Origin of the sequence: Caulobacter endophyticus, from assembly GCF_029543245.1 — a bacterium.
Taxonomy (GTDB): Bacteria; Pseudomonadota; Alphaproteobacteria; order Caulobacterales; family Caulobacteraceae; genus Caulobacter; species Caulobacter endophyticus_A.
In genome coordinates this window covers 13,680-33,950 of record NZ_JARQWV010000012.1, presented here as the reverse complement: position 1 = coordinate 33,950, position 20,271 = coordinate 13,680, and the positions used below count along the sequence as shown (strand labels likewise).

At 68.6% G+C, this 20,271-nt stretch carries 17 protein-coding genes; 9 read left to right on the top strand and 8 right to left on the bottom strand.

Going from position 1 to position 20,271, the window contains the following annotated elements:
- Positions 1 to 21: 21 nt before the first annotated feature.
- Positions 22 to 1,689: an energy-dependent translational throttle protein EttA gene (ettA, locus tag P7A99_RS12885; RefSeq protein ID WP_277794237.1), complete on the bottom strand. Its 1,668-nt coding sequence runs from the start codon at positions 1,687 to 1,689 to the stop codon at positions 22 to 24.
- Positions 1,690 to 1,906: 217 nt separating this feature from the next.
- On the opposite strand from ettA, the gene P7A99_RS12880 reads away from it, so the two are divergent.
- Both P7A99_RS12880 and P7A99_RS12875 read left to right on the top strand, forming a co-directional pair.
- Positions 1,907 to 4,195, top strand: a complete 2,289-nt coding sequence (locus P7A99_RS12880) for a TonB-dependent receptor (protein ID WP_277794236.1) — start codon at positions 1,907 to 1,909, stop codon at positions 4,193 to 4,195.
- 159 nt (positions 4,196 to 4,354) lie between these two features.
- Complete coding sequence (locus P7A99_RS12875) at positions 4,355 to 5,467, top strand: alkaline phosphatase D family protein (RefSeq protein WP_277794235.1); 1,113 nt, start codon at positions 4,355 to 4,357, stop codon at positions 5,465 to 5,467.
- 45 nt (positions 5,468 to 5,512) lie between these two features.
- Here P7A99_RS12875 and P7A99_RS12870 read toward each other — a convergent pair whose 3' ends face one another.
- Positions 5,513 to 5,770, bottom strand: a complete 258-nt coding sequence (locus P7A99_RS12870; protein WP_101716585.1) for a low temperature requirement protein A — start codon at positions 5,768 to 5,770, stop codon at positions 5,513 to 5,515.
- 95 nt (positions 5,771 to 5,865) lie between these two features.
- On the opposite strand from P7A99_RS12870, the gene pip reads away from it, so the two are divergent.
- Complete coding sequence (pip, locus tag P7A99_RS12865; RefSeq protein WP_277794234.1) at positions 5,866 to 6,855, top strand: prolyl aminopeptidase; 990 nt, start codon at positions 5,866 to 5,868, stop codon at positions 6,853 to 6,855.
- A gap of 140 nt (positions 6,856 to 6,995) precedes the next feature.
- Here the strand turns inward: pip and P7A99_RS12860 are convergent, their stop codons facing one another.
- Both P7A99_RS12860 and P7A99_RS12855 read right to left on the bottom strand, forming a co-directional pair.
- Positions 6,996 to 7,589 carry an HAD family hydrolase gene (locus tag P7A99_RS12860; protein WP_277794233.1) on the bottom strand — a complete coding sequence of 198 codons (594 nt, stop codon included), beginning with the start codon at positions 7,587 to 7,589 and terminating at the stop codon, positions 6,996 to 6,998.
- A 91-nt stretch (positions 7,590 to 7,680) separates the two neighbouring features.
- Entirely contained in the window at positions 7,681 to 8,862 is a 1,182-nt protein-coding gene (locus P7A99_RS12855) for a low temperature requirement protein A (protein ID WP_277794232.1), read from the bottom strand.
- A gap of 67 nt (positions 8,863 to 8,929) precedes the next feature.
- Between P7A99_RS12855 and P7A99_RS12850 the strand changes: the two genes are divergently transcribed.
- The 5 genes from P7A99_RS12850 (at position 8,930) to P7A99_RS12830 (ending at position 14,379) form a co-directional block, all read left to right on the top strand.
- Positions 8,930 to 9,448: a hypothetical protein gene (locus tag P7A99_RS12850; protein ID WP_277794231.1), complete on the top strand. Its 519-nt coding sequence runs from the start codon at positions 8,930 to 8,932 to the stop codon at positions 9,446 to 9,448.
- A 270-nt stretch (positions 9,449 to 9,718) separates the two neighbouring features.
- On the top strand, positions 9,719 to 11,128 hold the full coding sequence (locus tag P7A99_RS12845; protein ID WP_277794230.1) for an O-antigen ligase family protein: 1,410 nt from the start codon (positions 9,719 to 9,721) through the stop codon (positions 11,126 to 11,128).
- A complete protein-coding gene (locus tag P7A99_RS12840; RefSeq protein WP_277794229.1) occupies positions 11,125 to 11,991 on the top strand; it encodes a 50S ribosomal protein L11 methyltransferase in 867 nt (288 codons plus the stop codon). The genes P7A99_RS12845 and P7A99_RS12840 overlap by 4 nt, the downstream gene beginning before the upstream one ends.
- 90 nt (positions 11,992 to 12,081) lie before the next feature.
- Positions 12,082 to 12,534, top strand: a complete 453-nt coding sequence (locus P7A99_RS12835) for a hypothetical protein (protein ID WP_277794228.1) — start codon at positions 12,082 to 12,084, stop codon at positions 12,532 to 12,534.
- A 42-nt stretch (positions 12,535 to 12,576) separates the two neighbouring features.
- Positions 12,577 to 14,379, top strand: coding sequence for an aminopeptidase P family protein (locus P7A99_RS12830; RefSeq protein WP_277794363.1), 1,803 nt, complete (start codon positions 12,577 to 12,579; stop codon positions 14,377 to 14,379).
- Between the two features lie 177 nt (positions 14,380 to 14,556).
- Here the strand turns inward: P7A99_RS12830 and P7A99_RS12825 are convergent, their stop codons facing one another.
- From P7A99_RS12825 to dapA, 4 genes are all read right to left on the bottom strand, one after another.
- Positions 14,557 to 14,976: a DUF2147 domain-containing protein gene (locus tag P7A99_RS12825; RefSeq protein ID WP_277794227.1), complete on the bottom strand. Its 420-nt coding sequence runs from the start codon at positions 14,974 to 14,976 to the stop codon at positions 14,557 to 14,559.
- A 98-nt stretch (positions 14,977 to 15,074) separates the two neighbouring features.
- Entirely contained in the window at positions 15,075 to 16,235 is a 1,161-nt protein-coding gene (locus P7A99_RS12820) for an acyltransferase family protein (protein WP_277794226.1), read from the bottom strand.
- A gap of 249 nt (positions 16,236 to 16,484) precedes the next feature.
- Complete coding sequence (gene smpB / locus P7A99_RS12815; protein WP_058349779.1) at positions 16,485 to 16,943, bottom strand: SsrA-binding protein SmpB; 459 nt, start codon at positions 16,941 to 16,943, stop codon at positions 16,485 to 16,487.
- Positions 16,943 to 17,827, bottom strand: coding sequence for a 4-hydroxy-tetrahydrodipicolinate synthase (dapA, locus tag P7A99_RS12810; protein ID WP_277794225.1), 885 nt, complete (start codon positions 17,825 to 17,827; stop codon positions 16,943 to 16,945). Before dapA ends, smpB begins: the two co-directional genes overlap by 1 nt.
- Before the next feature lie 244 nt (positions 17,828 to 18,071).
- Here dapA and P7A99_RS12805 point away from each other — a divergent pair, with 244 nt between their 5' ends.
- Positions 18,072 to 20,192: a lytic transglycosylase domain-containing protein gene (locus P7A99_RS12805; RefSeq protein ID WP_431307671.1), complete on the top strand. Its 2,121-nt coding sequence runs from the start codon at positions 18,072 to 18,074 to the stop codon at positions 20,190 to 20,192.
- Positions 20,193 to 20,271: the final 79 nt, after the last annotated feature.

The window sequence follows — 20,271 nt, the reverse complement described above, 5'->3', positions numbered from 1 at the left end:
TCTTCGACTGAAGAACTCCGCTTAGCGGGCGAACTTCTGGAACTTGATCCGCTTGGGGATCAGGCTGTCGGCGCCCAGGCGGCGCTTCTTGTCTTCCTCGTACATCTCGAAGTTGCCTTCGAACCATTCGACGTGGCTGTCGCCCTCGAAGGCCAGGATGTGCGTGGCCAGGCGGTCCAGGAACCAGCGATCGTGGCTGATGACCACGGCGCAGCCGGCGAACTCTTCGAGCGCCTCTTCCAGGGCCTGCAGGGTTTCGATGTCCAGGTCGTTGGTCGGTTCGTCGAGCAGGATCAGGTTGCCGCCGGTGGCCAGGGTCTTGGCCAGGTGGACGCGGTTGCGCTCACCGCCCGACAGCAGGCCGACCTTCTTCTGCTGGTCGCCGCCCTTGAAGTTGAAGCTGCCGACATAGGCGCGGCTGTTGATCTCGCGCTTGCCGACGACCATCACGTCGGTGCCGCCGCTGACTTCTTCCCAGACCGTCTTGTTCGGGTCGAGAGCGTCGCGCGACTGGTCGACATAGGCCAGCTTCACGGTCTCGCCGACCTTGACGGTGCCCTGGTCGGGGGTCTCGCGGCCGGTGATCAGCTTGAACAGGGTCGACTTACCGGCGCCGTTCGGACCGATGACGCCGACGATGCCGTTCGGCGGCAGGCGGAACGACAGGTCCTTGAACAGCACCTTGTCGCCGTATTCCTTCTCCAGGCCGTTGACCTCGAGAACGACGTTGCCCAGGCGCGGGCCGGGCGGGATCTGGATGTGGGCCTGGGTCTGGGCGGCGCGGGCGTTTTCCTGCGCGGCGACCATTTCCTCGTACGAGGCCAGACGGGCCTTCGACTTGGACTGACGGGCCTTGGGCGAGCTGCGCACCCATTCCAGTTCGCGGGTGAGCGCGCGCTGGCGGGCTTCCGATTCCGACTGCTCCTGGACGACGCGCTTCTGCTTCTGCTCGAGCCAGCCCGAGTAGTTGCCCTCGTAGGGGATGCCCTTGCCGCGGTCGAGTTCCAGGGTCCACTTGGTGACCTGATCCAGGAAGTAGCGATCGTGGGTGACCAGGATCACGCAGCCCGGGAACTCTTCCAGGTGATGCTGCAGCCAGGCCACCGACTCGGCGTCCAGGTGGTTGGTCGGTTCGTCGAGCAGCAGCATGTCGGGCTTGCTGAGCAGCAGGCGGGCCAGCGCGATGCGGCGCTTTTCACCGCCCGACAGGCTTTCGATGTTGGCGTCGTTGGGCGGGCAGCGCAGGGCGTCGATCGCCATCTCGATCTTGGAATCGATGTCCCACAGATCCTTGGCGTCGATGATCTCCTGGAGCTTGGTCATCTCCTCCATCAGCTCGTCGGTGTATTCCTCACCGAGCTGGGCCGCGAGTTCGTTGTACTTGTCGAAGACCTTCTTGTCTTCGCAGTCGGCGATGACGTTGCCCCAGACGTCCAGGGTCGGGTCCAGTTGCGGCTCCTGCGGGAGATAGCCGCGCTTGACGCCGTCGGCGGCCTTGGCCTCGCCCGAGAATTCCTTGTCCAGGCCGGCCATCACCTTCAGCAGGGTCGACTTACCCGAGCCGTTGACGCCGACCACGCCGATCTTGGCGTCGGAATAGAACGACAGCCAGATGTTCTCGAAGACCTTCTTGCCGCCGGGATAGGCCTTGGTCAGGCCCTGCATCTGGAAAATGTATTGCTGCGCCATGAGGGGCTTTTCGTCTCTCGGGTCGGGTTCGGGATCGGCCGCTCAAATAGCGGCTGGGGCCGGTTTGCGCAATCTCGGCCCCTTCACAGGTTCGTCGCCGGACTGTCGGCCAGACGACAAAGAACCGTCGCAGCCGCGTCGCCGATCCACGTTAGGCGAACGGTCCCAGACGCGCCCCGGCGGCCTCCCCGCCCCCGGCGCACTAGGGGATAGTCCAATGAAGTCCGCCCTCCTGCTCAGCGCCGCCCTCGGCGCGCTCCTGTTCGCCGCGCCCGTCATGGCCGCCGAGAACCCCGCGCCGGAACCCGCGCCCGACGCCGCCGCCGAAGTCGAGGCCGTCGTCGTCATCGGCCAGGGCCAGAGCCGCCAGGTCCAGGTCCTCAACGAGGAAAGCATCGCCACCCAGGCCGCCGGCACGAGCCCGCTGAAGGCCATCGACAAGCTGCCGGGCGTCTCGTTCCAGTCGGCCGACCCGTTCGGCGCCTACGAGTGGTCGACCAGCCTGTCGATCCGCGGTTTCAACCAGAACCAGCTGGGCTTCACCCGTGACGGCGTGCCGCTGGGCGACATGAGCTACGGCAACCACAACGGCCTGCACATCAGCCGCGCCATCGCCAGCGAGAACATCGGCAAGGTCGAGCTGGCCCAGGGCGCCGGCTCGCTGGGCACCGCCTCGACCTCCAACCTCGGCGGCACGCTGCAATTCTATTCGCGCGATCCGTCCGAAGCGATGGGCGGCCAGGTCAACCTGACTGGCGGCTCGCAGAACATGCACCGCGTGTTCGCCCGCTTCGAAACCGGCGCCCTGGAACAGCTGGGCGGCCTGCGCGCCTTCGTCTCGGTCGCCGACCAGAAGACCGACAAGTGGAAGGGCGGCAGCGAGCAGAAGCAGCGCCAGTACGACGCCAAGGCCGTTCTGCCGCTGGGCGAAGGCTCGGTGACCGGCTTCTACACCCGCTCCGAGCGCCGCGAGCAGGACTACCAGGACATGTCGTTCGAGATGATCAAGCGTCTCGGCCGCGACTGGGACAACCTGATCCCCAACTGGAACCTGGCCATCGCCGCGGCCCGCGCCTACCAGACCGGCACGGCCCTGCCCGCCCCGTTCGCCACCGTCGACGACGCCTACTACGCCGGCGCCGGCGTGCGTGACGACGACCTCTACGGCGCGATCCTGGCCCTGCCCTTCGGCGACCGCGTCGACTTCAAGGCCACCGCCTACCAGCACAAGAACAAGGGCCAGGGCCTGTGGTACACGCCCTACCTCGCCAGCCCGGGCTTCGGCACGGCCGGTTCAAACGCCGCCCCGCTGTCGATCCGCACCACCGAATACGACATCGACCGCGGCGGCCTGACCGCCAGCCTGTCGGTCGACCTGGGCGCCCATAAGCTGAGCGGCGGCTTCTGGACCGAGACCAACCACTTCAACCAGGCCCGCCGCTTCTACGCCGAGACGGTCTCGCGTCCGTCGCGCGACCCGCTCGACTTCCAGCAGAACCCCTTCGCCACCCAGTGGCAGTACCGGTTCAAGACTGAAACCCTGACCGGCTACATCGAGGACAACTGGGCGATCACCGACGCCTTCAAGGTCAATTTCGGCTTCAAGGCCATGAAGGTCGAGAACAGCGTCGAGACCGTGGTCGGCAACCCGCTGGCCGGCACGATCAAGAGCGAGGAAACCTTCCTGCCGCAGGTCGGCGCGGTCTACGCCTTCGACGGCGGCCTGGAAGTCTTCGGCGGCTACACCGAGAACATGGCCGCCTATGTCTCGGCCGCCACCGCCGGTCCGTTCGCCTCGCAGAGCCAGACGGTGGTCAACTACGTCGCCAAGACCCTGGAGCCGGAAAGCTCCAAGACCTGGGAAGGCGGCGTGCGCTACCGCAACGGCCGCTTCCAGGGCGTCGCGGCGCTGTATGACGTGACTTTCGAGAACCGCCTGCTCAGCGCCTCGACCGCCTCGCCGATCCTGGGCCTGCCCGCCGTGCTGTCGAACGTCGGCTCGGTTAAGACGCAAGGCGTCGAACTGGCCGGCGAATTCCGCCTGACCGACGCCTGGTCGGTCTACGGCTCCTACACCTACAACAGCTCCGAATACGAAGACGACGTCATGAACGGCGACGGCACGATCGCCGCCCGCACCGCCGGCAAGACGGTCGTCAACACGCCCAAGAACCTGTTCAAGGGCGAGGTGAAGTTCGAGCAAGGCGGCTTCTTCGCCCGCCTCGGCGTCAGCTACACCGGCGAGCGCTACTACACCTACGAGAACGTCGGCGGCGAGGTCGACGGCTACACCGTCGCCGACCTGACCCTGGGCTATCGCTTCGACGGCGAAGGCTGGAGCAAGGGTCTGGAGATCCAGGCCAACATCACCAACCTGACCGACGAGGACTACATCTCGACCGTCGGCTCGGGCGGTTTCGTCAACCGCGACACCGCCGGCACGACCATGACCCTGCTGCCGGCCCCGCCGCGCCAGGGCTTCGTGACCATCAAGAAGGCGTTCTGATCAAGCCTCCTCCCTTCCCCCTCGATGGGGGAAGGGCCGGGGTTGGGGGTGACGCGGCGCTGGACAACAAGCGCTGCTTTGCCCTCTCCTGCCGCAAGACACCCCCATCCCAACCCTTCCCCCATCGAGGGGGAAGGGCTTTTTCGTGGAGGCTGCTCCGTGACCGACCTCTCCCGCCGCTCGGCGCTCGGCCTGTCGGCCGCCGCCCTGGCCGTCGCGCCCGCCGCCGCCCAGGCTGTCGTGGATGCGCCCCACCCGGCCCTCGACAAGCCGCTGACCCGCATCGCCTTTGGCTCCTGCGCCAAACAGGACAAGGACCAGCCGATCTGGGAGGCGATCTTCGCGGCTAAGCCCGACCTCTTCATGTTCCTGGGCGACAACATCTACGCCGACACCCGCGACCCCAAGGTGATGGCCGCCAAGTACGCGATGCTGGCCGCCAAGCCGCACTTCAAACGGCTGCGCGACGAGATCCCCGTGGTCGCCATCTGGGACGACCACGACTTCGGCGAGAACGACGCCGGCGGCGACTATCCGATGAAGGCCGAGAGCCGCCGGCAGTTCTGCGACTTCTGGGGCGAGCCCGAGACCTCTCCCCGCCGCACCCGCGAAGGCGTCTACGCCGCCTACGTCTTCGGTCCCGAGGGCCGCCGGGTGCAGATCCTGCTGCCCGACCTGCGCTGGAACCGCACGCCGCTTTCGGAAAAGACATTCAAGGGCGGCTACAAGGCCTGGGCCGTGGCCCGCGGCCTGCAGGGCAAGGAGACGCCCGGCCCCTACGATCGCATCGCCGACCAGGACGCCACCATGATCGGCGAGCCGCAATGGACCTGGCTGGAGGCCCAGTTGGCCCAGCCCGCCGACCTGCGGATCTTCGGCTCCAGCCTGCAGGTGCTGGCCGACTTCGCCGGCTGGGAAAGCTGGATCAACTACGCCCGCGACCACCAGCGCCTGTTCGAGGCCATTCGCCGCCAGCGCGCCGAGCGCCTGTTCTTCGTCAGCGGCGACACCCACTACGCCGAGGTCAGCAAGCTCGATCTCAACGTCCCCTACCCGATGTGGGACGTCACCTCGTCGGGCCTGACAGAGGTCTGGCCGGTGACCCCGCCCAACGCCCTGCGCGCCTCGGCGGTGCTGCGCGAGCGCAACTTCGGCCTGATCACCATCGACTGGTCGCCGCCCGCCCCCAAGGTCACGGTCGAGATCCGTGACGAGAAGGGCCAGGTGAGGATCAGCCAGGCGATCGATGCGGGAACGCTGAGGGTGGGGTGAAGCAGAAAACCCTCTCTCTTTGAGAGAGGGGACTTTCAGCCCCCCCTACTGCGGCCGCTGCATCAGCCGTTCCGCCCGCCGGCGCATGGCGGCGGCCAGTTGCAGCAGGGCCAGGGCCGAGGCCTCGTCGCGTTCGGCGGCGCGCATGGAATAGACCCTGGCCAGCACCAGCAGCGCCTCGGCGCGGTCCAGCCCCTCCGCGCCGAACATCTCGGCGATGGAATTGTCGAGCTCGGCCAACTGATCGTCGGTCAGCAGGTTCAGGAGGTCGTCGTCGGTCAGATCTTCGGGCGTGGTGCTCATGTCCGCGCACCATAGCGGGAATCGTGGCGGCTAGGCGACCTGTCGACGAACGAAGCGCCGTTCACACGGGCGAGCAAAGCGCCTAGGCTCGCGCCATGGACCGTCACGCTTCACTCGCAGCCATGTCCTCCATCGGCCGTCGCGGCCTCTATCGCGAGGTCGAGCCGTTCTCCTTCGGCTGGCTGCCCACCGGAAGCGCCCACGAAATCTATTACGAGGAATGCGGCGCGCCGCGCGGCAAGCCGGCGGTGATCCTGCACGGCGGCCCCGGCGGAGCGATCAACCCGACCATGCGGCGGTTCTTCGATCCGTCGCGCTGGCGCATGACCCTCTTCGATCAGCGCGGCTGCGGCCGCTCGCGCCCCAACGCCAGCCTCGAGGACAACACCACCTGGAGCCTGATCGCCGACATCGAGCGGCTGCGCGAGCATCTGGGCATCGAGAAGTGGACGGTGTTCGGCGGGTCCTGGGGCTCCACCCTCGCCCTCGCCTACGCCATCAAGCATCCCGACCGGGTCGAGGGTCTGGTGCTGCGCGGCGTCTTCCTGCTGACCGACAAGGAACTGCGCTGGTTCTACCAGGACGGCGCCTCGATGCTGTTTCCCGACGCCTGGGAACGGTTCCTGGCGCCGATCCCGCCCGAAGAGCGCGGCGACCTGATGGCCGCCTATCACAAGCGGCTCGTCCATCCCGACCGCCGGGTCCAGGCCGAGGCCGCCGGCGCCTGGAGCCAGTGGGAAGGCGACACGATCTCGCTGCGCGGCCCCGAGGCCCGCCCGCCGAAGTTCAACGAGGAAGACTTCGCCATCGCCTTCGCGCGGATCGAGAGCCACTTCTTCGTCAATCGCGGCTTCTTCCCGCAGGACGGCTGGATCCTCAACAACATCGAGACGATCCGGCACATCCCGGCCTGGATCGTCCAGGGCCGCTTCGACGTGGTCACGCCCCTGGCCAGCGCCTGGGCCCTGCACCGCGCCTGGCCCTCGGCCCATTTCGAGATCGTCTGGGACGCCGGCCACGCCTCGACCGAGCCCGGCGTCATCGACGGCCTGATCCGCGCTACCGAGGCGGCTTACGGGCGGTAACCCCGTCCCCTCAACCGCCTGCGTGGTCCTCGTCCTTCGACAGGCTCAGGAAGAGGACCATTGAAGGCCTCGGCGTTAGAAAAACCTCATCCTGAGCTTGTCGAAGGACGAGGTTTTTCTAACGCCGGGATGATCGCCCCCTAAACCGCCTCCTCCATCAGTTCGCGCACGTCGATCGCCTTGCAACCGGCCGCCGCGGCCGCCTGCAGGCCCTGGATGCTGTCCTCGAACACCAGGCAGTCGCCCGGCGCCACGCCCAGCCGGCGCGCGGCTTCCAGGAAGAGGTCCGGCGCCGGCTTGGCGGCCGTAACGTCCTCGATCGTGACGACGGTGTCGAACAGGACGTCCAGGCCGAGCGACTTCAGGCTCAGCCGAACGAAGTCCGACGGCCCGCTGGAAGCCACCGCCATGGGCAGGCGGCCGTGGAACGCGCGGGCGATGGCGGTGACGGCGGCGATCTCGGCCAGGCCGTCGATCCCTTCGCTGTACGTCGCCCACACCGCCTTCATCACCTGGGCCCGGTCCAGGGTCTGGCCGACCTCCTGCTCGAAGGCGTCCATCAGCATGTCGCCCGAGAAGCCGCCGCGCTCCAGGTACCAGGACGGCTCCATCGCATGGCCCGTGGACCGCAGGCCGGCCGGCCAGGCCAGGGCGTAGAGGCCCAGGCTGTCGACCAGGGTGCCGTCACAGTCGAAGATCAGGGCCTTGGTGTCGGGGAAACGCTCTTTGATCACTGGATGTCCCGGTTGCGCCGCTCGGGGGAGGAAGGCGGCGCTTCACGCGCGCTCCTATAGACGAGTCTTGCGGCGCCTGTGCGGCGCCGCGTCAGCCCCGCAACTGATGCCCCCGCCGGCGGATCGCCAGGCTCTCCCAGCCGCCCACCAGCGCCAGCACGCCAGTGGTCAGCAGCGACAGCACGAGCGGCGGGACCAGCGGCGACACCGGGATCAGCAGCAGCAGCGCGGCCACGCCCGCGCCGCGCGACGGCGACCAGATGCGGAACACCGCCCGCTTGAACCACACGCCGCCCAGCAGAAACAGCAGCGGTCCGCCGATCAGGGCGGCGGAAACCTTCGGGTCGGCGTGGCCTACCGGGTGGTGGATCACCCACTCGTCGCCCACGGCCGCCACGATGATCCCGGCCACCGGCAGCAGGTGGCTATAGGTATAGGCCAGCCGCGCCACCCGGCCCGGATCGTCCGAATGGCTGATCGCTTCGCTGGCCGCCTCGGCCGTGAACGAGAAATAGATCCACCACATGGCGATGCTGGCCACGAAGGCCGAGGCGAAAGACAGGATCACCGTCGGCGTCCAGTCCATGCCGGCGGCGGTGGCGCCCATGACCAGGATCGACTCGCCCAGGGCGATGATCGTGAACAGCGCGCAGCGCTCGGCCAGGTGGCCGCCCTCCACCGTCCAGTCGGCGGTCCTGCTGCGGCCCAGGCCCGGGGTCCAGAAGCCGGCGGCCGGCGAGGCGTACTCGATCGCGATCGCGGTCGCCCAGCAAGCCAGCCGCGCCTCGTCCGCCAGCAGTCCGCCGGCGATCCACAGCACGCCCGAGACGGCCAGCCAGGCGCTGACGCGGATGAAGTTCAGCTTCAGGCTCTTGTCGCCCCTCACGCACCAGACGGTGAACAGGCTGCGCCCCAACTGGATCGCCACGAAGGCCAGGGCGAAGGCCAGGCCCCGATCCTCGAAGGCCTGCGGGATCGAGGTGGCCAGCACCATGCCCGCGGCCATGATCAGGAACAGCATGATCCGCACTGGCGGCCGTTCGGGATCCAGCCAGTTGGTGACCCAGGCCGTATAGACCCAGGCCCACCACACCGCCATCAGCAGCAGCGCGGTCTCCAGCAGGCCCATCAGGCTGGGATGGCCGATCAGTCCGTGCGACAGCTGGGTGACCGCGAACACGAACACCAGGTCGAAGAACAGCTCCACATAGGTCACCCGCGCGTGGCCGCCCTCGCGGATCCGAAGCAGGCCCAAGGCCTTGGTCTTGCTCATGGTGGCCCCTTCGCCCGGAATCGAGCGGCAGCCTAGAACGAATCCGCGGCTGAAACGCTATCTCGGCATGAAGCCGCTCGACCTCTTGAAGACCCGGGCCGCCATCGTCGGCCTCCCCGTCGCCCTGACCCTCGGCGCGATCGCCGGCGTCGCCATGCAGATCGGCCCGCAGGAGCGAGAGCCCCAGCCCTACGCCGAGGTCCAGGGCACACAGTACGCGCAGGCCGCCCCCATGGTCTGGCCCGCCGGCAAGGTTCCCGACTACGTCATCGGCCAGGACTTCCTACGCCCGCCCGTCGACGAGACCCCCGTGGTGCTGACCTCGGCCGACATGGCCGAGATGGGCTTGATCGAGCCGGCCAGCTACGAGCCAGACCCAGCCGACGCCGATATCGTCTCGGCCTCGGGCGCCACCACCGTGGCGCTGGACGACCAGTCGGCCGTCCCCACCGAACCCGCCGACGCCCCGCCCCGCAGCTTCGCCTCGACGTCGGGAGACATCCTCGACACCCGTTTGCCGGAGGAGGTGGTGGCGGGTCCGCCGGCCCAGGCCCCGGTCCCGACGGAAGTGGCGCTGCGGTACTAGGCGACGTTCTTAGGGGCCTATCCACAACCCGTTCAATTGAACCGCTTCCCTCGCCCTTGTGGCGAGGGCCCATGGCGGCCGCTGCTCAGATCGCGCCCCCTCTCCAAGATTTGAGAAGGCTGAACGATGGATCCTGGGCACAGGGCCCAGGAAGGCAGCTGGTTTTTCCTTCTCCGAAGCCTCCTCCACCGCCACGTTCCGGCCTCCCCCTTGCAGCCTCCCGCGCATGCGACCGGTAACTGTGCCGTTTCGCGCCACACGGGAACGGACATGGACGCGGCCGCGCCGGACAGGATCGAGGAGGAAGGCGGGCTCTTGCGCACGCTGGAAGCCTGGGCCTGCGGCTTCGTGCTGTTCATGCTGTCCAACGCCCTGATCGGGCCCTTTCTCGATCCGGAACAGGCCGGCGGCGAGGACATGCCGATCCTCCGTCTGATGTGGCTTCCGGTCTATGCGCTGATCCTGGCGCTGGTGCTGTGGCGCGCGCCTCGCCTGATGAAGTTCTGGCTGCCCGCCGGTCTGCTGAGCCTCCTGGTCTTCTGGGTGTTCGCCTCGGCCTCGTGGTCGTTCGATCCGGGCACCACCAACCGCCGCGCCCTGGCCGCGGCCTTCACCACCCTGTTCGGCTTCTATTTCGCCGCCAGCTTCGACGGCCGGCGCATGGCCGAGATCCTGGCGACCACCTTCCTTATCCTCGGCGCCGGCGGCCTGCTGGCCGCGATCGCCTATCCGAAGATGGGCGTGCAGCACGACATCAACGCCGGCGACTGGCGCGGCCTGTGGTTCGAGAAGAACCAGATGGGCGCGATGATGGTCTACGGCGCCCTGGGCGCCATGGCCGCGATCCTGGCCGGCGCCAAGCATCGCAGGCTGTTCATCGGGGCCATCGTGCTGTGCGCCTTCATGATCGTGATGAGCAGGTCCAAGACCTCGCTGATGGTGCTGCTGATCGGCCTTACGGGTTCTGGCCTGCTGGGCATGATGCGGCGCGGGCCGGCCACGGCGATCACCATGGTCTGGCTGGGCGTCACCGTCGTCGGCGGCGCGGCCCTGATCATGTGGCTGGCGCCCGAACTGCTGTTCAAGGCTCTCGGCAAGGATCCCACCCTCACCGGCCGCACCGAGATCTGGGACGCCCTGATGCGCCAGTCCGCCAAGGCCCCGCTGACCGGCTACGGCTATGCGGTGTTCTGGCGCGACGACTCCGTGCCGGCCCTGTTCATCCGCAAGGAGACCGGCTGGAACGTGCCCACCGCCCACAACGGCTGGCTGGACGTGCTGGCCCAGCTGGGCTGGATCGGCGTGGGCCTGTCGGCCCTGGTGCTGGGCCTGCCGCTGCTGGTCGCCCTGTTCCGGTTCGACAAGGTCCGCGACGGCTACTGGGCCACGCTGTTCCTGGTCATCTTCCTGATCACCACCTTCTCGGAAAGCTTCATCCTGGAGCGCAACGGCATCGCCTGGGCCCTGGCCTGCGCGGCCGCCACGCGTCTTCTGGGCCCCGCTCTCGGCGCCGCCCGAAACGCCCGGCCTGCGCGTGAACGGCGCCCGCGCGAAGAGCCCCCTCTGACCTGGCGACTGGCGCCGCCCGACCCCGCGCCCGAAATTTGGAGCCCCGCCCCCGCTTTCGGACGCCGGACGGTCTCGCCTTTGGCCGCGCGTCCGACTATTGGAGCGGCATGACCGACTACACCCACCAGCAGATCGTCGCCCGCGGCGCGCGCGCCGAAGCCGAAGCCGCCGCCGACGCCATCGACAACATGCCCGGCCTCGAAGGCGCCACCTACTCGATCCTGGAAGAGGACGAGGACAAGGGCATCTGGCGCATCGACGCCTTCCCGACCAACGAGGAAGAGGACGCGGCCCTGCTGGAGCTGCTGGCCGGCTACGCGCTGAAGGTCGAGCGCGAGGCCCTGGCCGACGCCGACTGGCTGGCCATGGCGCTGTCGGGCCTGCCGCCGGTGCGCGCCGGCCGCTTCTTCGTCTACGGCATGCATGACCGCGGCCGCCTGCCGGCCAGCACGGTCAACCTGCGCATCGAGGCCGGCGCGGCCTTCGGCACCGGCCACCACGGCACCACCGTAGGCTGCCTCCAGGCCTATGACCGCCTGATCAAGGCCAAGAAATTCAACAAGGTGCTCGACGTCGGCGCCGGCACGGGCCTCTTGGCCATCGCCGCCGCCCGCACGGGCAGCAAGCTGGCCGTCGGCACCGACATCGACAAGCCCAGCGTGCGGATCTCCAAGGAGAACGCCAAGGTCAACATGGCCAACGCCAAGTTCGTCCACGCCTCGGGCCTGTCCAACAAGCTGGTGGCGCAGAACGCTCCCTACGACCTGGTGTTCGCCAACATCCTGGCCCGCCCGCTGATCAGCCTGGCCCAGGACATCAAGCGCGCACTCGTCCCCGGCGGCACGGTCATCCTGTCGGGCCTGCTGCGCACCCAGGAGCGGATGGTCAAGGCCGCCTACCTGTCGCGCGGCTTCAAGGTGGTCAGCCGCATCCACCGCGACGCCTGGGCGACCCTGGTCCTGCAACGCCCGTAAGACCTCCGGCTCCGCCCCTCGATCGCGAGGGGCGGAACGCCTCCGCTTGCCTCCACGTTTTCCCGGACAACATCGTTCGAGGAAACGACCATGACCTACACAGATCCTTCGCTTCACCCCGAGGCCCCGCGACAGCCCGAGCGCGTGGTCCCCGAACGCGTGGTAGAAGTCCGCCGCGAGTCCAGCCCGCTGGGCTGGCTGGTCGCCGGCGTCGTGGCCATCGTGGCCGTGATCGCCGTGGCCTTCATGCTGACCTCGCGCCCGATGGACGCCAGCTCCGACCAACTCGCCCAGGCCCAGGAACAGGGCCGCGCCGCCGGTCTGGTCGAGGGCGCGCAGGTGGGCTTGCAAACCGGCGCCGACCAGGCCCGCCAGGCCGCCGAGGCCTCGGCCCGCGAAGCCGCCTCCGCCGCCGAGAGCGTGCGTCGCCAGACCGAGATCCAGGCCCAGACCGCCGCCGACGCGGCGCAGGACGCCGCCGCCACGGCGCCGACTACGACCGACGGCACGGCTCCGTCGCCCCAGGCCGACGAACCGCGATAACTCCCCTTTCAAGTCTGGCGCATGCGGCATACATCGGTCGTCATGCGCCAGACCTTCGATGAATCCACCGATCCGGGCTTTGGCCCGCGCCACGTTCCGCTGATCCGCGAGGCCATGGCCCGCCAGGGTCTGGACGGCTTCCTCGTTCCGCACGAGGACGAGCACCAGAACGAGTACCTGCCCGCCGCCAATGACCGCCTGGCCTGGGCCAGCGGCTTCACCGGCTCGGCCGGGGCCGGCGTCATCATGAGCGACCGCGCCGCCGTCTTCGTCGACGGCCGCTACACGCTTCAAGTCCGCGAGCAGGTCGACCAGGGCGTGTTCGAGATCCGCGACCTCGTCGAGGGCGGCGTGCCGGCCTACCTGGAGACCGCCAGCAAGGGCGCGGTGATCGGCTATGACGCCCGCCTTCACAGCCCCGCCGCCCTGGACGTGCTGAAGGCCGCCGCCGCCCGCGCCGGCGCGACGCTGAAGCCCGTCGCCGCCAACCCTCTGGACGAGGCCTGGGGCGCTCAACGCCCTGACCAGCCGCAGGCGCCGGTCGTGCCGCATCCGGTGCAATACGCTGGCGAAGAGTCCTCGGCCAAGCGCGCCCGCGTCGGGTCCGGCCTCGGCGCCGATGCGGCGGTGATCACCGCCCCGTCCTCGATCGCCTGGCTGTTCAACATCCGCGGGGGCGACGTCATCCGCACCCCCCTGCCGCTGGCCCAGGCCGTGCTGCGCGCCGACGGCAGCGCCCGCCTGTTCCTCGACCCGGCCAAGGTCACCGAGGACCTGCCCGCCTGGCTCGGCAACGAGGTCTCGCTGGAAGCCCCCGAGGCCCTCGAAGGCGCCCTGGCCGAACTGTCGGGCAAGAGCGTCCTGGTCGATCCGGCCCAGTCCTCGGCCTGGTACTTCGACACCCTGGTCGCCGCCGGCGCCAAGGTCGTGCGCGGCATGGACCCCTGCACCATGCCTCGCGCCTGCAAGAACGAGGTCGAGCTGGACGGCACGCGCGAGGCCCACCGCCGCGATGGCGCCGCTTTGACCCGCTTCCTGCACTGGCTGGCCACCGAGGGCCAGGTCAGCCCACCGGACGAGAAGGAGGCCGTCGCCAAGCTGGAAAGCTTCCGCGAGGCCACCGGCGTGCTGAAGGACCTGTCGTTCGACACCATCGGCGCGGCCAACGGCCACGGCGCCCTGCCCCACTATCGCCCGACCGAGCGCTCCAACGAACGCGCCGCGCTGGGCTCGCTGCTGCTAGTCGACAGCGGCGGCCAGTACCTGGACGGCACCACCGACGTCACCCGCACCGTGGCCATCGGCGAGCCCACGGCCGAGATGGTCTCGCGCAACACGCTCGTTCTGAAGGGCCACCTGGCCATCGCCCGCCTGCGCTTCCCGGCCGGCACCACCGGCTCGGCCATCGACGCTCTCGCACGCATGGCCTTGTGGGCCCACGGACTGGACTACGACCACGGCACCGGCCACGGCGTCGGCGTCTATCTGGGCGTCCACGAAGGTCCGCAGCGGATCAGCAAGGCGCCCAACACCATCGCCCTGCAGCCGGGCATGATCGTCTCCAACGAGCCCGGCTACTACAAGGACGGCGAGTACGGCATCCGCATCGAGAACCTGGAAGTCGTCATGCCCGCGGAAGCCGTGGCCGGCGGCGATCGCCCCATGCACCGCTTCGAGGCCCTGACCCTGGCTCCTATCGACCGCCGTCTGGTCGACAAGGTGCTGCTTACGGCCGAGGAAGTGGCCCAGTTCGACGCCTACCACGCCCGCGTGCTGAAGGAGATCGGCCCGCGCGTCGAGCCGGAGATCCAGGCCTGGCTGGAAGAGGTCTGCGCGCCCTTGTGATCCCTCTCCCCTTGCGGGAGAGGGTGGTCCCCGCGAAAGCGGGGATCGGGTGAGGGGTCGCACGAACAGAAACGCCGCGAAAGCCGATCAGCTTTCGCGGCGTCTTGCGTCTGAGAGACCCCTCATCCGTCAGCTTCGCTGACACCTTCTCCCGCAAGGGGAGAGGGATCGGCGAAATTACTTCACCCGCGTCCAGGTCTGGGTCTTGCACAGCGGCGCGACCACGCAGCCCTTCAGCTTCAAGGTGTCGGCGTTGGTCATGGTGATGGTGCCCGAATAGGTCTTGCCGTCGTCGGCCTTGTAGACCTTGCCGCCGGTCCATTCGGTCGGACCGCCGCTGAAGCCCCACAGCAGTTGCAGGCCCTTCAGCGGGCGATTGCGCAGGGACGGGTCCTTGTTCTTCTCGTCCTTGAGGGCGGGGTTCTTCTTGATGTTGTCCGAGGTCAGCAGCTTGCCGCACAGGCTGTTGCCGCAGCGGCTGATCTCGACCTGGCCGCCGTTGGTCTCGGTCTGCCACAGACCGGAGATGTCGGCGGCCATGGCCGGCGCGGCGAAGGCGGCGCTGGCGACGGCGGCGAGGATGGCGGTCCTGAGCATTCGGTTTTCGACTCCCTTGGCGCGTTGCGTTTGGAACGCGCGTTTCATCCCTCGTCGCCTATCTCGCCGTGATCGGCAAGGCGATTTCAGGGCGCTCTTCAGCTCAGGGGCGTAACCATCGCTTGCGCCGCCTGGTTCCGCTCGCGCTTGCCGCCCCAGTCGGCGGTGACCTTGTCGAGACGCGGCTTGAGCCAGTCCTGCAGCGGCGCGTCGACCAGGCGCTCGAACAGCCAGGCGAACACCAGGGCCGCCGGGAAGGCCATGGCCCAGATCGCCCAGTGGGCGGCTTCATGCAGTTCGACCTTCTGGTCCAGCAGGCGCTGCATGGCGAACCACACCGCGCCGACGAACTGGTTGGTCAGATAGAGCGAGAACGACAGCCGACCGCCGGTCTTGGCCCAGCCCCAGCCGTTCCGGGCCGAACCGCTGGCGGCGAAGATCAAGAGGCCCAGCAAGGCCAGGCTCGGATAGGCGTACTCGCCCACGACGTTCAGCACCACGAACCCGACCACCGCGAACACGGCCAGGGCGTCGGCCAGCTTCGGGCCGATCACCACCTCGCGGGCCAGGCGGGCGATCAGCACGCCCATCAGGAACAGCGGAATGGCGCGATAGAGGCCGTTCTTCAGATGCAGGTGGAACGACGGCATGCCGAACATCTGGCGCGAAAAGACGTCCACCGCCACGAACACGGCGGCCCCGACCAGCAGCGCCGTCCACGGCGAGGCGATCTTGCCGAACAGCCGCCACAGGGTCGGGAACAGGGCGTAGCAGACCAAGAGGGCCGATAGCGTCCAGGTCGGCATGTTCCAGCCCGACGGCCCCTGGAAACCCCAGGTCTGGATGAGGAAGACCTGCTGGGGCAGCTGGTCCCACTGGTACCATTGCGGATTGCGCGGCTGCATGCCCAGGGCCGTGGCGCCCAGCACCAGCACGACGAAGGCGGCGATCATCACCAGATGCGCGGGCCAGACGCGGCCGATGCGCTTGATCAGGAAGGCGCCGTCATGGATCCGGCCGTCCGCCACGCGCGAACCATAGGCCCGGCCCAGCACGTAGCCCGACAGCAGCAGGAAGAAGTCGGTGGCCAGATAGCCGCGCCCGAACGCCGGGTGGATCGCGAACAGCGAAACCGGCGCCTGCTCGGCATAGTGATAGACCACGATGAAGAAGGCCGCGAAAAACCGCAGCGCGTCCAGCGGCCCGCCGCGGGACAGCGGACGCGCGACCTTGGCCGTGTTTGCACCAGTATCGGACATGGCGGACTCCTTCAGCGAAGAAGGAGCAAGAGCGGCGCCAGTAAGAAGATCCTCCCCCTGAAGGGGGAGGTGGCCCGAAGGGCCGGAGGGGGAAGTATCTGATGAGGTCAGAGCAGCCCAAAGGCGGCAGTCACTTCCCCCTCAGTCGGCGGAGTTTATCCTCGGGCCGGCCTTTGGCCGGACCCGGGGGCGACAGCTCCCCCTTTCAGGGGGAGCATCTATCGCGCCGGTCCTTCCCGACCAGAAGGATCAATCCCCCCGGTCGCCCTTCATCAGCCGCGCCTTGTCGCGCGCCCAGTCCCGCGCGGCTTCGGTCTCGCGCTTGTCGTGGTTCTTCTTGCCCTTGGCCAGGCCGATCTCCAGCTTGGCCAGGCCCTTCTCGTTCCAATAGAGCTTGAGCGGGATCAGCGTGCGGCCGTCGCGCTGCACCGCCCCGATCAGCTTTTCGATCTGCTTGCGGTGCAGCAGCAGCTTCCGGTGGCGGCGCGGCTCGTGGTTGAAGCGGTTGGCGTGGCCGTAGGGGGGGATGTCGGCGTTGATCAGCTTGATCTCCCGCCCTTCGACCGACGCATAGGACTCGGCGATGTTGGCCCGGCCGACGCGTAACGACTTCACCTCGGTGCCGGTCAGCATGATGCCGGCCTCGAAGGTCTCCTCGATGAAGTAGTCGTACCGGGCGCGCCGGTTTTCCGCGATCGGCTTGGTCATCAGACCAGACCCGCCTCGCGCATGGCCTCGACGATCGCCGGACGCACCGCATCGCTGCACGGCGTGATCGGCAGGCGCACGTCTTCGGTCGACAGGCCCAGTTGGGCCAGGGCGAACTTGGTCGGGCCGGGCGAGCTGTCGAGGAACAGGGCCTTGTGCAGCTTGATCAGGCGGTCCTGCCAGTAGCGGGCCGTCTCCCAGTCGTTGCCGACGCAGGCGTTCATGAAGGTGGCGCAGGCGTCCGGCGCGACATTCGAGGTCACCGAGATCACGCCGTGGCCGCCGTGGGCCATGTAGCCCAGAGCCGTCGGATCGTCGCCCGACAGCATGACCCAGTCCGGACCGCAGGTGACGCGCTGCAGGCTGATGCGGGTCAGGTCGCCGGTGGCGTCCTTGATGCCGACGATGTTGGGCAGCTTCGACAGGCGCACCAGGGTGTCGTTGGAGATGTCGACGCCGCTGCGGCCCGGCACGTTGTAGACGAACACCGGCAGCTCCACCGCGTCATTGATCGCCTTGTAGTGCTGGTACATGCCCTCTTGGCTGGGGCGGTTGTAGTACGGGGTGACCACCAGGGCGGCGTCCGCGCCCACGGTCTTGGCGTGGCGCACGAAATCGATGGCCTCGTCGGTCGAGTTCGAACCGGCGCCGGCGATCACCGGCACGCGGCCGCGGGCGGTCTGCACGCAGAGTTCGACGACTCGCTTGTGCTCGTCATGCGACAGGGTCGAGGTCTCGCCCGTCGTGCCCACCGGCACCAGGCCGTGCACGCCGCCGGCGATCTGGCGCTCGACCAGGGCGACGAACCCTTTCTCGTCGACCTCGCCGTTCAGGAACGGGGTGACCAGGGCCGGGATGACGCCCTTGAAAGGGGAATGGACCATGACTTGCAATTTGCCGTGAGCAGACGCCGCGAGAGTTGCGGCTGAAACGTGGGGGCGGACAATATGTCTCCGCCCCCCTCGACCGCAACTGGTCGTTCCGACCTTTTCGTCGCTCTGCGGCGTTGAAAGGCGGGTCGATCAACCGGCGAACCGGGCTATACGGCTGGTGCGGTCAAAAATCGGCCGCCGGACGCCCGCATCAAGGGCATGGAACACTGCCTCGACACTGCAAGGAGACCGCGTTTTGGCTTTTGGGATTCGTCGGCTTCTTCTCGGTTGCATCAGCCTGACCCTGGTCGCGAGCGTCGCCGACGCCCAGACCGAGCAGATGGATGACGAGGGCCTGCCGAGCGCGCCCCAGCCCTATACCGGCAACGCCCGCCCCGGCCTGGTCAACACCCCGCCCACCGCCTACGCCGGCACGCTCAGCGAAACCGACGCGGCCAACCTGCGCGCCGCCGTCATGGGCCAGCGCTCGGCCTCGACCGTGCGCGCGGCGATGAGCAGCATCTCCGATCCCCTGGCCCGCAAGATCGCCCTGTGGGCCCTGGCCGACGTCGGCGCCGAGAGCATGAGCTTCTTCGAGCTGGACCAGGCCCGGCGCGACCTCAACGGCTGGCCCCGCAGCTCGCGCCGCGACCTGCCGGCCGAAAAGGCCCTGTCGACCTCGGGCCTGACGCCCGCCCAGACCATCGCCTGGTTCGGCGGCGCCGAGCCCCTGACCGCCGAAGGCGCCATGGCCCTGGCTTCGGCCTACCAGGCCAGCGGTCGCGCCCAGGACGCCACGAACCTGATCCGCCGGTTCTGGCGCGGCAAGACCTTCGAGGCCGACGCCCAGCGCGCCATGCAGGCCCGCTTCGGCGCGATGCTCACCGCCGACGACTACGCCCAGCGCGCCGACATGCTGCTGTACGGGCCGCAAGGCCCCGCCGCCCGCGACATGGTCGCCCTGCTGCCCTACGACCAGCAGGCGGTCGCCCAGGCCCGCATCGCCCTGCGCTCGAATGCGTCGAACGCCAACGACCTGGTGGCCGCCCTGCCCCCGGCCCAGCAGGTCTCGCCGGGCGTGGCCTTCGAGCGCGCCGCCTATCTGCGCCGCAAGGGCATGGACGTGATGGCGCTCGACCTGGTGCGCTACTTCCCCGTCCGCCCGCCGTCGGACGACACCGCCGGCCCGATCTGGCGCGAGCGCAAGCAACTGGTCATGTCCGCCATCAAGAACGGCGACAGCCGCGGGGCCTATGCGGCCGCCAACGCCGGCCTGCCCAGCGGCGCCGACGCGGCTGAGGCCGAGTTCTTTGCCGGCTGGATCGCCCTGTCGCGCCTCAAGGACGCCAACGCCGCCGCCGCCCACTTCGGCCGCATCAACGAGATCGGCGCCTCGCCGATCACCCGCGGGCGGGCTCTCTACTGGCAGGGCCGCGCGGCCGAGGCGCAGGGCGACGTCATCGCCGCCCAGGCCTTCTATGCCGAGGGCGCGCGCCACATCACCACCTTCTACGGCCAGCTGGCCGCCGAGAAGGCCGGGATCAAGGAAATCCGCCTGGAGAAGGACCCGGTGGTCACCGCGGCCGACCGCGCCCGCTTCGAAAGCCGCGAACTGGTCCGCGCCGCCAAGCTGCTGCGCGACGTCGGCGCCAACGACGCCTTCCGCTCGCTGGTTCTCTACATCGACGACCAGCTGCCGACCGCCCAGGAGCAGGCCCTGCTGGTCGACTTCGCCCGCAACACCGGCGACCAGGACCTGGCCATGCGCGCCGTGCGCACCGCCGCCCAGCGCGGCTTCATCCTGCCCGAGCGCGGCTATCCCCTGCTCGACCACCACTTCACGCCCATTCCAGGCGCGGCCGAGACCGCCTTCGTCTATTCGATCTCGCGCCAGGAGAGCAATTTCGACCCCCGCGCCCGCTCGTCGGTCGGGGCGCGCGGCATGATGCAGCTGATGCCGCCCACCGCCGCCGGCGTCGCCCGCAAGCTGGGCGAGAGCCACAGCGTCGATCGCCTGTTCGAGCCCGACTACAACATGCGGCTGGGCTCGGTGTACCTGGGCGACATGATCAACCGCTTCAGCGGCTCCTACATCATGGCCGCCGCGGCCTACAACGCCGGCCCCGGCCGCCCGCCGCAGTGGACCGCTCTGTGCGGCGACCCGCGCGGCGCCAGCACCGACCCGCTCGACTTCATCGAGTGCATCCCGTTCAGCGAAACCCGCAACTACGTGATGCGCACGCTTGAGACGACCATGGTCTACCGCGCCCGCCTCAACGGCGGCGTCGCCCCCCTCACCCTCTCGGCCGACCTCAAGCGCGGCGGCTACAGCTACGCGCCAGCCTCGGGGACGATGGCGCCGATCGGGGGACGGTAGGGGGGTATCGTCCCCTCTCTCTTTGAGAGAGGGAGGGGCCCACGCCGCAGGCGTGGGAGGGTGAGAGGTAACAACCTCT